Below are 14353 nucleotides of genomic sequence, written 5' to 3' on the forward strand. Positions count from 1 at the left end.
GGGAATGAAAAAAGTTAACGCTATAAAAGCATTAACTTTTCATTAAATTAACTATTTTCGAGGAGCAACACAGGTTCCCTCTGGTACCGCAAAATCCTTTTGAATGACAGACAACTTACCATTCTCATGATTTCGCTCGTACAAGGTTGCGTTATTAGTGTTTTGATTTACAGCAATTAGAAAGGATTGATCTGAATTAAAGTTAAAATCACGCGGAAATTCCCCTTCAGTTGAAATTACTTGAATTCGCTCTAAGTCACCATCATCTAGGACCTTAAAAACAGCAATCGAATCATTGCCACGATTAGAAACATACACAAACTTCTCATCGTTAGTTATTCGAATTGCAGCTCCACCATTAGCATCTTTGTAGTCATTGGGAATAGTTTTAACAACCTGTTGGACGGTAAAGATGCCAGCTTCTTCATTATAATCAAGAACTGCAATCTTACTACTTAGTTCACCAATTAAGTAAGCCTTTCCCGTCGATTCAGCAAAAGCAATGTGTCTTGGACCAAATCCAGGTGACAACTGAATCTCACTAACAGGAGTAATCTCACCCGCGTCAGAAACATCATACAAATAAACTCGATCCAATCCCAGGTCACAAATCACTAAGCGATCATCAGGAGTTAGATCGGCATAGTGTGGATGAGGACCACTTTGTTGTTCTGGTAGTGGACCGGTCATTCCATCGTCATGGATTCGCTGTGATTCTTTGACAGTCCCGTCACTTTCAATGTGATACGCAATGACATTACCAGTATGATAATTTGCTGTATAGACCATCTTACGTCCTTCGTCTACAGTAATGTAGGCTGGTGAGGGACCCACTTCAATGTCTTCTTGCATTAATTTAGCTGGCATGGTGCTGCTATCAAAAACAGCAATCCCACCACGTGTTTCCGATTCATCTTGATTACGATCAATCGCATAAATTTTATGGTCATCAGACTCAACAACATAGGTTGGACAGCTAATTTGCGCAATTAGCTGAGCATTTTCCAGCTGTTTTTTGTCTTTGTTTAATTCAATTTGATAAACGCCCTTACTAGTTTTTTGGGTATAAGTTCCAATTAAAAATTTTTCAGTCATCATCAACACCTCCAAATATTATTCATACTCATTATGCCATATTTGGTGGTTGGTGATAACAAATATTAATGATTTAATTCACAAAAAGATTAGCCAATTGATTTAACCAATATGGTTCTCTTTTAAAATCATCTGGACTTCATGATCCATTGCTGGGGTTCGTTTCCACTCCTCAAAGTGGTCAAAGTTTTCCTTTGGCATCACATAATTCTGGTTAACATAGTTCTCGTAATTAATGACATGAACGGAGTGAGGAATGTTTAGTTGAAGGATTCGAACCTGTTTAATCATTTTTCGTTCTGCAGCAAGCTCAGCTCGTCCGTTCTGCACCATGTTGCTGATTTCAAGGTACTTAGAACCATCTAATCGCGTAATTTCCTCAATCAATGTAAATGTTTCATGACTCTTCATTGCCATCTAAATCTTCCTCCTAAACAAAAATGCTATTATTCACTTTGAATAATAGCAAAATTTTTATCGTTGTCCCCAGGCATGTTTCTCAAGTTGTTTGTATTCATGCTTGGTGACCATTACTGATTTACCATTCTTCTTCTGGTACCTCATCTTCTTACTTGGGTGAATGATATAACTTGGATGTCTAACAACCGCCATCGTTGGATGACCAGATACATTTACCAAGCAAAAGAAAATCATGGCAAAGAAAACCGCCCACGTCATAATCTTAGTGGTCAATGGCATCTTTTCTTGAATAACTTCACTATAGAACCGCTTATGGATGGTTCGTGCTGGATTAGGATCATTCGGGTGATCCTCAGCATACTCATTAGTAATTTCCTTTTGATACTTATCAATATCAAAATTCTTCTGAATGGTCTTTTCTTTTTTCTGGAACTGTTTTTTCTCTTTTTTGCTTAACGATTTAAACCACTTGATGAACTTCTGGTATTCGGAGACGACTTCTTCCATCGGACCAATTTTCCGTAGCTTCCCGTAGTTAATCCAAGCAACTCGATCACACAACAAACGCACCTGCTTTAGTGAATGAGATACAAAGATGATGGTCTTACCTTCTTCTTTAAATTCATCAATCTTATCAACACATTTTTGGTAGAAGGTATCGTCACCAACGGACAAGGCTTCATCAATAATCAAAATGTCTGGCTTAATGTGAACGGCAATGGCAAAGCCAAGTCGGGACCTCATACCACTAGAATAGTCTTTTACTGGTTGATCAACAAAATCACCAATATCAGCAAAGGCAATGATATCATCCATCATGTCATCAATTTGGTGGTTTGTAAGTCCCTGCATCAATGACTTCATTCGGATGTTTTCACGGCCAGTTAAATTCTTTCTCAATCCAGCGTTAATCGCAACAATCGAAGTGTCTCCGCGCACATCAACTTGGCCGGTCGTTTGCGGAATAATGCCGGAAATAATGTTAGAAATGGTCGACTTTCCCGAACCATTTACACCAATAATTCCCAATGCTTCACCAGGCTGAACGGTAAATGAAATTCCCATCAAAGACCAAAAATGTGGGGTTTTATTTTTCTTTGATAATGAGAAAAACGACTTTAATTTGTCAGATTGAGTCTTGAACATGTCATACTCTTTGGTGACATCTTGTACTTTAATTTTATAATTTTTTTCAGTCATGGTTTACTTCCTAAATTCAAAATTACAACTGACACGATAATAAAATAATACGAGAAAATTACTAAAATGTAAAGAAAGTTCAGTACTCAACGATGCTTCAACAACATAATAAAAGAGCTACCAAGAATGGTAGCTCTTAAAAACATTATTCAACTGTAACACTTTTAGCAAGGTTTCTTGGACGATCAACGTTCAATCCCTTGTTCAAACTAGTGTAATAAGCAATTAGTTGAGCTGGAATGACACTAAGCAGCGGTGTTAACAACTCATCAACGTCCGGGATCACAAACGTATCACCATCTTGAGCTAGACTTTGTCGCACGATCGTCAAAGCACTGGCACCACGAGCTGCAGTTTCTTCCAGATTACTACGAGTTAATCCAGCGGTCTTCTTCTGGGTGATAATACCAATCACTGGAGTGCCCCTTTCAATCAATGCAATCGTTCCGTGCTTAAGTTCACCAGAAGCAAAGCCTTCCGCATGGACATAAGAAATTTCTTTTAACTTCAACGCTGCTTCAAGGGAAACAGTGTAATCAACCCCACGGCCGATGTAAAAGGCCTGTTTAGCATCAACGAAATATTTCTTAGCAATTTCATCAATCTTATCTTTTTCTTCAACAATTGACTGCATCCCAGTCGCAACCAAACCCAATTGTCGTGCTAAATCAAAATCTTTTGCGACCTGACGATTACCCCGCATACCAACGGCCTTTGCCAAAATGGCTTGGATTGCAATTTGAGCAGTATATGCTTTAGTTGAAGCAACTGAAATTTCTGGACCAGCATTAAGCAACATCGTGTAAGTTGCTTCGCGTGACAATGTCGAATTAGCAACATTAGTAATGGTTAAACTAGGAAAATGATGCTTGTTAACGTTCACTAAAACTTCCCGACTGTCAGCGGTCTCCCCACTTTGAGTCAAAAAGATAAAGAATGGTTTCTTAGAAAGCAATGGATCTTCGTAAGCAAACTCGGATGAGACGTGCACTTCAGTTGGAATTCCAGTGTACTTCTCCATCAAATCTTTACCGACTAATCCAGCATGATAACTGGTACCAGCACCCACGATATAGATTCGATCTGAATCAAGGATGGTATCCATTACGCCACAACCAACGTTCATGTTTCCATCTGCATCAAAGTACTCTTTAACTAATTTTCTCATGACATTGGGTTGTTCATCAATCTCTTTAAGCATGTAGTAAGGATAAGTCCCCTTATCAGACGCACTTGGATCAATGGTTACCTTGAACTGATGACGCTCTACTGGCTTACGGTTTTCATCAAGGATGGTTACCTTATCAGGCTTTACAATCGCAACGTCACCATCAACCACCTCAAGAAAAGTATCAGTAACGTCTAACATAGCAATTGAATCAGAACATACTACGTTGAAACCGTCACATAATCCAATCAACATGGGGCTTTTGTTTTTGGCTGCATATAAAGTATCTGGATCTTCTTTATCCATTAAAATGAAAGCATATGAAGAATTCTTAAGGAGTGAAAGCATCTTAATGAAGGCATCCTTTGTACTCATTTTGTCTTCAGTCACAAACTTATCAACCAATTGAACCGCCACTTCGGTATCAGTTTGACTATGAAACTTAACGTCTGATAAGTATTCTTTCTTCAGTTGTTCATAGTTTTCGATCACACCATTGTGAACCAGATAGAACCGGTTGTCATCTGAGAATTGTGGATGAGCATTTTCAATGTTCACTCCACCATGAGTGGCCCAACGAGTGTGCCCAATTCCGGCAGTTCCCTGAACCTCTGGTCCAATTTTTTTCTTTAAATCGTCGATACTTCCAGTTGTTTTCACTAAATAATCTTTGTGGTCTTTTCCTTCCACAAAGATTCCGGCTGAATCATATCCTCGATATTGTAATTTTTCTAATCCATTAACTAAAATGGATGTCGCATTCTTATTGCCTGTAACTCCAACGATTCCGCACATGGGAATGACCTCTCTTTAAAATTGGTATAGATGTATTTAAATTTTATTTATATACTTAACATCTTTGATAATAATGGTTTCACAAGTGTTTGTCAAATATAAGTTAGAATTGGTATAGCACCGATGAACGAAATTTAATAAAAATTTAAGCATAATAAAAGAGTTAACAAACGTTAACTCTTTTATTAATTCGTGATTGCTTTATTCAATTCCCATGTCGTCTCTAACAACGTCGGCAATTTTGTTCGCATACTTATCACTTTCTTTTTGAGTCGGAGCTTCCACCATAACTCTTAGCAGCGGCTCAGTCCCACTTGGTCGAACCAAGACACGACCATTCCCATTCATTTCATCTTCAACATCATCAATGGCCTTTTTAACATTGTCATGATCCATCGCGTGCTTTTTGTCAGAAACCTTCACGTTAACAAGACTTTGAGGATATTTTTTCACTTCGTCTGCTAATTCGGAAAGCGGTTTACCGGTTTCTTTCATAATATGCATTAATTGCAGACTGGTTAGCATCCCATCTCCAGTGGTATTAAAATCCAAAAACACAATGTGACCAGATTGTTCGCCACCTAGATTGTAACCATTGGCTTTCATTGACTCAACAACGTATCGATCTCCAACTTTAGTTTTCACACTATTTAAGCCGTTGGCTTCCATGGCTTTGTACATTCCGAGGTTACTCATCACTGTCGTAACAATGGTGTCATGCTTTAATCGACCATTAGCATCCATATACTTACCACAGATGTACATAATCTTATCACCATCAACGATGTTTCCCTTTTCATCGACAGCAATGCACCGATCACCATCACCATCAAAGGCAATTCCTAACTGGGAACCATTTTCAACAACCATTTTTTGCAACTGTTCTGGGTGAGTGGAACCGACGTTATCATTAATATTTAGTCCATTAGGTGAGGTCGCCATTGTTTTAAAGTCAAGGCCAAGGTCAGCGTAAAGGCGGGGAACCAAGTTGCTGGTAGCCCCATTTGCGGCATCAACTGACACCTTAATCCCACTTAATTCATCTGGAATCGTTTGGGACAGAAAGTGAAGATACTTTTGCGATGCTTCGGTGTACTCTGCTGAAGTGCCTAATCCCTTTGCTGAGGGACGTGGTAAGTCATCAGTATCACTTTCAAGAATCTTCTCGATGTCAGCCTCGATGTCATCGGACAATTTATATCCGTCACCGCCAAAGAATTTAATTCCATTGAACTCAGCGGGATTATGTGAAGCCGTAATCATAACTCCGGCATCAGCACTTTGATCTCTAACCAAGTATGCTACTCCGGGGGTAGTGACAACTCCGAGTTGAACCACCTCAATTCCAACAGACAACATTCCAGCTACCAAAGCATCTTCCAACATCTGTCCAGAAATTCGTGTATCTCTTGATACCAAGACACGCGGCTGATGATCTTGAACACTGTGCTTAGTCAGAGCATAACCACCTGCACGACCAGCCCGAAAGGCCAATTCTGGGGTTAAGTCTTTATTCGCAACTCCTCTAATTCCATCTGTTCCAAAATATTTCATATATAGTCCTCACTTTATTATTTATTCTTTGCGTTAATCTGTACTTTAACCGTTTCCGGATCCAAGCCACTTACTTTGGAGTTACCCGCATCAAGTGAAACCGTCTTAGTATTATCACCAGACATGTTTTCGACATCAACGTCGGCATTAACCGAATTAATCCCATCAATCGTGTCTTTATCACCTAACAATAACACATCAGATGGATCACACTTAACGTCATAGGTCTTACTTGCCTGCTTATTAACTAAATTAACCTTGACTGGTACTCTCTTATTATCACCCGCTGAAACCGGTAAATCAACCGAACTTGTTGATGGGGTAATAATAACGTTGATGGTCTTTCCTTTTTTGTCTAAAGCCTCAATCACCGCATCCTGTTTTATATCACGCTTGGTGTTAGGCTTCAAGTTAGTTTTAGCAACTACTGAATCAATTCGATTAATTTGATCACTCGGTCCAGTCACTTTTGCAGAACTGACGTCTAACGACGGCTTTCCGGCCTTATAACCAGAAGCAATGTTTTTCTTGTCGTAGACAGCTTTTACGGGGAACTTAACGGTCCGGCGTGGTTGAATGTTAACTTTAATGCGAGCAGGTTTAATCTTACTCTTAATGTCAGAATTTAGACCCTGCTGTTGTAATTTAACGATGTGTTCTCCGGGCCCCAAATTACTAAGGTTAGCGTACACCTTAAAGTTCTGGGTATTAGCGGTTGTAGTGACTAACGCCGACGGTCCTGACAACTGGACGTTAACTTTTTCTGGATAACCAATTACAAAATACTTGTCTGAGTTTACGTTGAGCTGTAATGGAACTGACAGTGTCTTGGTTTTATTAGCTGCCATCTGGGTGCTTTTAGTCGAATTACTGGTACTGTTAGTGAGACCCATATCATTTTTGCCATCATGAACATAGAAAAACAATGCAATTGTAAAGACTAGTGCCAAGATAGCATAGAATAATTTACTCCGAAAAGATTTTTTCATGGCTACTTGTCACCTCCGAAATGCTTCTGAAAGAAACTAATCGCACGAGTCACAATCGTTGGATGTTGCTCTTGTCGATCACGAGGAATCAACTGACTTCTCAGGTATTTCAGGTAATCCTCCTGAGTCATCCCACGAAGAAGCTCATTGTTTCTAGTAATTGAAACTTCTCCCGTTTCTTCTGAGATAACAATCGTTAAAGCATCGGAAACTTCCGAGATTCCAACCGCCGCACGATGACGAGTCCCCAATTCCTTAGGGATCAAATTACTCTGCGATAACGGTAAGTAGGCAGCCGCTGCAGCAATCTTATCATCCTTAATGATGACCGCTCCGTCATGAAGAGGCGTATTGGGAATAAAAATGTTAATTAATAACTGACTTGAAATGTCAGCATCAAGCTTAATCCCGGTCTCAATGTATTCTTCTAGCCCGGTATGCATTTGAATGGTGATTAACGCTCCAATTCGACGCTTGGACATGTATTGAATTGCTCCATCTAAAGCATTAATCATTTTTTTGGCTTTTTCATCCTGATTCTGGGTTGCTCTAAATAGTGATCCGCGTCCTAATTTTTCAAGTCCGCGTCTAATTTCAGGTTGGAAGATGATAATGCATCCAATAACTCCCCAATTGATAATTTGATCAAGAATCCAAGATACCATCGTCAGTCCTAAATACCAACTGGCAATTTTAGCGATAATAATTACAATAATGCCGCGAAAAAGTTGCACTGCCCGAGTGCCACGAAGAAGCATGATTAACTCGTATATCACGAGCCAGACAACCAATATATCAATTAAGTTGCTTAGGTTATGTAATGTAAATAAGCTACTCCAATCAATCCCCATAGAACGACCTCCAATTTGTATATTATTATATCACTGAATTATTGCTGAAATAAAGGCAGTTAACTAATTCCAAATGTTAAAAAAATTAAATTCTATGGTTAAATTTCTAGTTTTTTTTGCTAATTTGGGGTTTAATTTATATATAGAAGAAAAGGGGTCAAATTATAATGTCACAAAATAAAAGATGGCAAGTTAGAATATTTTTCATCGGGTGGATCGTGCTTTTATTCATGTTTCTACGTGATACACGCTTCGGTTTTTTAGCGCTCAACACCCTTTTAGGATACATCCCAATTGAACTTAGTTTCCACATCGGTAACAAACCACACCAAAATAGTTTCGTGTTCTGGATCCTATCACTTCTGTGGTTATTGTTCTATCCCAATTCACCTTACATTCTGACCGACCTACTTCATCTCGCTTGGCTACATCCTGATGAAGCCAATGGATTACTTCGACTTGATCCGCACGTCTGGTTTTTATACACATGTCTGATGATCAGTGCATTAAGCTGTGCCTTTATCGGTTTCTGGAGTTTAGTCCACGTTGCTAAGGCCATTGACGTTAAAATTCATTTATCCGGTAATTTTTCTAACTTCGTTACAATTGTGATTCTAACGGTTGCAAGTTCCATCGGACTATTCATTGGACGGTTTATGCGAGTCCACACAATTTACCTCATCCTTTCACCTAGGATGTACATTCGACCATTTTTAAACATGTGGAATATGCACATGGTCGTATTCGTATTTTTGATGACCGTTCTACAGTTAATGATCTACTGGATTTATTCCATTATCAGTAATAATAAGGAATAATATAAAATCCCCCACTTATCAATAAGTGGAGGATTTTTTAGTTATCATTCAACATTAGCGTTTCCTTATAATTAATGTCCTGACGCAAGTGAAGCCCCATCGCGTGACTAACTTTTTTATTATTAATCAATTGTTCCACAGCGCGACGTTCTGCTTCCAGTGCAACCGACCGCAATCTTAATAACTGATACTCAAAGACTTCATCATCTTCGTCGGGATCATCGTATGAATTGGCCCGTTCAATCTGACTCTGATAGAAAGTGACAATAAAGTGAACAATTTGTGAGTCAAAGTCCTGACCATTAATATCGCTTCGACTTAAAAAGTCTGAAATAGCATCAATGGCGGCCTGATCACCAACAATCGTAACAAGGCGTAATTCACTCTTGGTCTTTTTACTTTCTGATTCACTTACCTGCCAGGTTTTAATGGAATGAAGAATCGATGAAAACCATCCCGGATAGTACCAGTGGTTTTTTCGATAGCCGTCGTAACCATTTGCAAACATTCGACGTTCCTCACGATTAATCCTTCGATTTGCAATCCAGTAAGTATCTTTTGAGATTTGTTGTTCACGATACAAATCTTTAACCGCGTCACGTTTTCCTTTTAAAGCAACTCGTCTCAAACTAAGTTCTTCATTGAGAGACGTACTTTCTGCACTATCGTCTCTCGTCTTTCTTAAAAGTTTTCGTAACTCAACCTGATAATCCAAAACAATATCATATACCGCTCGTTCATTATCATTGGTCTTATTATTTTCAAGACTGACAATGGCACTCTTTACGATGTAAATCCGAGCAGCATCTTCCGAAATATAGCCCTCCTGCTCATCTTCTTCATCTTCCGTCTCATCATCATCTTCATCCTTATCAATCAATGAGGCTCGGGTCTGAAGTGAACTAGCATCTGGGGAAATGATTGGCAAGATAATGGTAGCCGCAACTAAACTGATCACGATAACCATTGCGGCAATAAAAAGCATCAAAGAACGGTCGGGAAACTCCTTTCCATTCGATAAGAATGCGGGAACCGAAAGAATTCCTGCCATGGTAATGGCACCACGAACCCCGGAAATTCCAGCCAATAGCGCAACCGACAAACTGGGCTTCTTATTGGACCGTTTAGTAATGTAGTACGAAAAGAATTCGTATCCTAAAATCCAGACCACTCGAATTACCAAAAGAGCCACCCAAACGGCAAAAGCAATCCCAAACGAAGCTAAAGTTCGATATTCCGATCCATTGATGACCACCCTAGTAGCAACCGGTAATTCAATACCTAAGATTAAAAACACAATCCCGTTTAAACAGTAAACAATGACATCCCAAGTACGATTGGTCAACAAGTTGACTTCTGGTGACTTGGTATTGGTAACGTTAGTCTGTAAGTGATCAATAATCCCAGCGGCAACCACCGCAATAACTCCTGAAGCATGAAGAAGATCTTCAGCAATTACATAAATAATAAACGGTGTCAAGATGTGCAGGACGACGTTAAAAATCACGTCATTGAAGTGTACCTTTAATAACAAATTACGAAGAACAATAATTAAAGACATTCCAACAATTCCAATGATCAAACCCACTAGTGCGGTATAAACAAAATCAACCGCAGCGTGTTCCAAAGAAAAGTAACCGGTGACAACTGCAGCAATCGCATATTTAAACGCAATTAGTCCACTAGCATCGTTAATCAAGCTCTCACCTGATACTAGATGCAAAATATTACTTGGAAGATGAACACGCTTTGAGATGGACTGAACGGCAATTGGATCGGTTGGAGACAAAATCGCAATTAGAGCAAAACAGGCTGCCAGTGGCATTGATGGTACCAGCAAATTAACGAAATAACCGCCAATAATGGTTGTAATGAACACCAACCAGATGGCATTTTCAAAAATGGGACCACGTAATTCCCAAAGTTCTCGTTTTGGAAAGTCACGACCATCATTAAATAGCAATGGTGCGATGAACAGCAATAAAAACCAGTCCGTGTTTAAATCAATTTTGAATTTAAAGAATAGTGCTAATCCTAAACCAAGCAAAATTTGAATCAAACTAACTGGAATCTTAGTGACATAGTGAGAGATAATGCTAGAAAGCAGGACTAAAACTATTAATGTGATGACTGCTTCAACTATTACCATAAGCTATGTTTCCTCCTATTTTGGCTCACCAATAATTCGAACCTCAGTTTCAAGGTGAACCCCATTATCTTTATACACGGTTTCCTGAACGTGCTTAATCACATTCAAATAATCAGTAGCGGTGGCACCACCAACGTTAATGATAAATCCGGCGTGTTTTTTTGACACTTCAGCTCCGCCAGAGCGATATCCCTGTAGTCCAGCATCGTGGATCAGCTTTCCGGCAAAGTATCCTTTAGGACGCTTGAAAACACTCCCACATGAAGGCCATTCTAAGGGTTGCTTTGATCTTCTCAGGTAGTTCAAATGATCCATCTCGTTTTGAATCTCACGTTTATTCCCGGGTTCAAGTTTAAAGGTCGCTTCCAAAACAACGTCCCCATAGTCTTGAATACTACTATGACGATAACCAAAGTCTAACTGGTCGTTGTTTAAAACAATAATCTCACCCTTACGCGTCAAAACCGTGGCTGATTCAAGTGCATATTGGGTCTCTCCCCCATAAGCACCGGCATTCATAAACACTCCGCCACCGACACTGCCAGGAATCCCAGCAGCAAACTCTAATCCAGTCAAACCGGCTTTTTGAGCAGCCTTAGTTGCATCAATGTAAGCAGCCCCAGCCTCGGCAATTACCCGATGATCTTCAGTTCTAATGTTATTCATTTGGGTCAAAATCATGGTTAACCCACGAATTCCACCATCTCGTACGATTAGATTACTGGCATTTCCCAGCACAGTAAACGGCATTTTAATTTCATTTGTATAATTTAATAATTCTTCGGTTTCTTTAAATGATGAAGGAAATGCAAGAAAATCAGCTTTCCCACCAGTTTTAGTCCAAGAATACTTGGAAAGTGGTTCATCTTTTAAAATTTTAATATCCTTGAATTTTTTTGTTAAATCTTCAGTCATTCGTCATTTTCCTTTCTAATTGTCCATATTACATTCTAGCACGTTATCATTATTTAAACACTTCTGATCGTGCTATACTGGCATTAAAGGAGGGGATACAATGAATTTTATCTCATGGAACGTAAATGGTTTACGTTCAGCAGTTAAAAAGAATTTTTACGAATTTTTTAATGAAACTGATGCTGACTTTTTTAATGTTCAAGAAACTCGAGTTCACGAAAATGATATTGCTTTAGAAGTACCAGGTGACTATTACCAGTACTGGGACTCAGCGGAACGCCCCGGCTACTCAGGCGTAACTACTTTCACAAAGCATAAAGCTGATAACGTGTTTTATGGTGTTGATGGAAGTGACACTGACACCGAGGGCCGTTGTTTGACACTCGAATATCCTGACTTTTATTTAATTAATACCTACGTACCCAATTCAGGCGAAGAGCTGCAAAGACTCGACTACCGTCTTGATTGGGACCAAAAATTTATTACCTTTGTAAGTAAACTTGCTGAAAGAAAGCCGGTCGTGATTGGCGGCGATATGAGTGTTGCTTATCAACCAATTGACATTGATGACCCAGAAGAAGATCACCACAAGGCTGGCTACACCCAACAGGAACGTGACGATTTTGGTCGATTATTAGCTTCTGGATTTGTAGATACCTTTAGAGCACTTCACCCTTACCAAAGTGGTGCCTATACTTGGTGGAGTTACCGTTACGACGAGCGAGCCCAAAATCGTGGTTGGAGAATGGATTATTTCTTGGTTTCTAACTCAATTCAAGATGACGTTGCCGAGTCAAACATTCTTGGTGAGGTAACCGGCTCAGATCATGCTCCGATCCAATTAATTACTGATGGACTTAAGATTAATTAGAGGAGAATTGTTAAATGAATTTTGCGGCAATTGACTTTGAAACTGCTGCGGGCCAACGAGCCAGTGCTTGTTCGGTCGCATTAACGGTAGTAAGAAATAACGAAGTCGTTGATGAGTTTTACTCATTAATTAACCCCGAATGTGAGTTTAACTGGCGCAATATCAATGTTCATGGTATTCATGAAAAAGATGTAATTGACTCACCAACCTTTCCAGAGGTGTGGGATCAAATTAGCCCCCTCTTTGATAGAAATAAGCTGGTGATTGCCCACAACAATAATTTTGATAATAGTGTATTAAAAAAGAGTCTGGAAAGGTATGGTTTATCAAAACCACACTATCAGACTCTTGATACCGTTAAGACTTCCAAAAAGTTTTACCCTGGATTTGTTAACCATAAGTTGAACACGGTTAGTGAGAACTTAGGAATTGAATTAAAACACCATCATAATGCATTAGATGACAGCTTAGCGTGTGCTAACATCTTGATTTATGAATACCAGCAGTTTGGCAAAAACGCTGTTAAACCGTTCGTTAAGTTAATATAAAAAGACTGAGATATTTTCTCAGTCTTTTTTTACGTTCATTTTCATTTCAATAACATGATCGTTTTGATCACTAGTGATAAATCCTAATTTTTTGTACAATCGAAAAGCCCCTACATTGGACTTTAATACTGTTAATCGCAATTCATTAAGGTGACTAAAAGTGGCCACCCAGTCAATGGCTTCCTGAATCAGATGGGTTCCAAGTCCAATGTCCTGATAATCAGCTAAAACGGCGACACCAAGTTCCCCAGCAGTCTCGTCAACCTGACTAACACTCAAGACTCCAATTAATTTCGTCCCAGCAACTGCCACTAAAATGATGTTAGTCCCAGTGGCATTCACCGCGTCAATGGCATCTGCTTCGGTTTCAGCGGTCAATTGATCAATCTGAACATCCGTCGTAAAGTTACTAGATTCTTGACTTAATCGTTTCATTAGCTCGATTAGTTCTTCGGAATCGTCCGATTTAGCAGCACGAATCGTAATTTCTTCATTATCCTTTGCCAAGCACTAAGTCTCCTGACTTTAAAATTGAATCAAAATGCTGTCCCTTAGCAGTCATTTCAATTGTCCGATCGTTATCCCCCAGATCATCATTTCTAGTAAATCTGATTCTCAAATACTGGTCGGGAAGTTCTTCCTCCGCAAACTTGGACCATTCAACGACGCTGACTCCATCACCGTTAAAATATTCATTCAGACCTAATTCGTCGGCTCCTCCCTCTTCAAGACGATAAACGTCCATGTGATAAAGGGGCAACCGTCCATTTTTGTATTCCCGAATAATGGTAAAAGTCGGACTTTTGATGTTTCGCTTAATTCCGAGACCTTTCCCAAGTCCTTTTGTGAAGGTAGTCTTTCCCGCACCAAGGTCGCCATCGAGTAAAATAACGTCTCCAGCTTTTAAATCCGGGGCGAGTTCTTCGCCTAATTTTTCAGTTTGATCGGGACTATCAACCTTAAATTTAATCAATTCAATC

At 39.4% G+C, this 14353-nt stretch carries 14 protein-coding genes; 3 read left to right on the plus strand and 11 right to left on the minus strand.

Annotated features, from left to right (window positions below):
* Positions 1-51: 51 nt before the first annotated feature.
* From AC6UD8_RS06290 to cdaA, 7 genes are all read right to left on the minus strand, one after another.
* Positions 52-1095 carry a lactonase family protein gene (locus AC6UD8_RS06290; RefSeq protein WP_500699781.1) on the minus strand — a complete coding sequence of 348 codons (1044 nt, stop codon included), beginning with the start codon at positions 1093-1095 and terminating at the stop codon, positions 52-54.
* 102 nt (positions 1096-1197) lie between these two features.
* Positions 1198-1512 (minus strand): hypothetical protein, encoded by a 315-nt coding sequence (locus AC6UD8_RS06295; protein WP_500696028.1) that lies wholly within the window; start codon positions 1510-1512, stop codon positions 1198-1200.
* Positions 1513-1569: 57 nt separating this feature from the next.
* Positions 1570-2715 (minus strand): ABC transporter ATP-binding protein, encoded by a 1146-nt coding sequence (locus AC6UD8_RS06300; protein WP_500699780.1) that lies wholly within the window; start codon positions 2713-2715, stop codon positions 1570-1572.
* Between the two features lie 145 nt (positions 2716-2860).
* Entirely contained in the window at positions 2861-4678 is a 1818-nt protein-coding gene (glmS, locus tag AC6UD8_RS06305) for a glutamine--fructose-6-phosphate transaminase (isomerizing) (RefSeq protein WP_500699779.1), read from the minus strand.
* Between the two features lie 201 nt (positions 4679-4879).
* A complete protein-coding gene (gene glmM, locus AC6UD8_RS06310) occupies positions 4880-6232 on the minus strand; it encodes a phosphoglucosamine mutase (protein ID WP_500694313.1) in 1353 nt (450 codons plus the stop codon).
* Positions 6233-6249: 17 nt separating this feature from the next.
* Positions 6250-7221 carry a CdaR family protein gene (locus AC6UD8_RS06315; RefSeq protein WP_500694312.1) on the minus strand — a complete coding sequence of 324 codons (972 nt, stop codon included), beginning with the start codon at positions 7219-7221 and terminating at the stop codon, positions 6250-6252.
* Positions 7222-7223: 2 nt separating this feature from the next.
* Positions 7224-8072, minus strand: coding sequence for a diadenylate cyclase CdaA (cdaA, locus tag AC6UD8_RS06320; protein ID WP_500694311.1), 849 nt, complete (start codon positions 8070-8072; stop codon positions 7224-7226).
* Between the two features lie 167 nt (positions 8073-8239).
* Between cdaA and AC6UD8_RS06325 the strand changes: the two genes are divergently transcribed.
* Positions 8240-8890 carry a DUF1361 domain-containing protein gene (locus tag AC6UD8_RS06325; RefSeq protein ID WP_500694310.1) on the plus strand — a complete coding sequence of 217 codons (651 nt, stop codon included), beginning with the start codon at positions 8240-8242 and terminating at the stop codon, positions 8888-8890.
* Positions 8891-8927: 37 nt separating this feature from the next.
* Here AC6UD8_RS06325 and AC6UD8_RS06330 read toward each other — a convergent pair whose 3' ends face one another.
* On the minus strand, positions 8928-11039 hold the full coding sequence (locus AC6UD8_RS06330; protein ID WP_500699778.1) for a cation:proton antiporter: 2112 nt from the start codon (positions 11037-11039) through the stop codon (positions 8928-8930).
* A gap of 15 nt (positions 11040-11054) precedes the next feature.
* Positions 11055-11954, minus strand: coding sequence for a UDP-N-acetylmuramate dehydrogenase (gene murB, locus AC6UD8_RS06335; protein WP_500699777.1), 900 nt, complete (start codon positions 11952-11954; stop codon positions 11055-11057).
* Positions 11955-12054: 100 nt separating this feature from the next.
* Between murB and AC6UD8_RS06340 the strand changes: the two genes are divergently transcribed.
* On the plus strand, positions 12055-12825 hold the full coding sequence (locus AC6UD8_RS06340; protein ID WP_500699776.1) for an exodeoxyribonuclease III: 771 nt from the start codon (positions 12055-12057) through the stop codon (positions 12823-12825).
* Positions 12826-12839: 14 nt separating this feature from the next.
* Entirely contained in the window at positions 12840-13373 is a 534-nt protein-coding gene (locus AC6UD8_RS06345; RefSeq protein WP_500694306.1) for a 3'-5' exonuclease, read from the plus strand.
* Positions 13374-13391: 18 nt separating this feature from the next.
* Here the strand turns inward: AC6UD8_RS06345 and AC6UD8_RS06350 are convergent, their stop codons facing one another.
* Positions 13392-13880 (minus strand): GNAT family N-acetyltransferase, encoded by a 489-nt coding sequence (locus AC6UD8_RS06350; RefSeq protein WP_500699775.1) that lies wholly within the window; start codon positions 13878-13880, stop codon positions 13392-13394.
* Positions 13867-14346 carry a tRNA (adenosine(37)-N6)-threonylcarbamoyltransferase complex ATPase subunit type 1 TsaE gene (gene tsaE / locus AC6UD8_RS06355; RefSeq protein WP_500699774.1) on the minus strand — a complete coding sequence of 160 codons (480 nt, stop codon included), beginning with the start codon at positions 14344-14346 and terminating at the stop codon, positions 13867-13869. Before tsaE ends, AC6UD8_RS06350 begins: the two co-directional genes overlap by 14 nt.
* Between the last annotated feature and the right edge of the window lie 7 nt (positions 14347-14353).

It is taken from the genome of Fructilactobacillus sp. X1R3C1 (genome assembly GCF_059901545.1).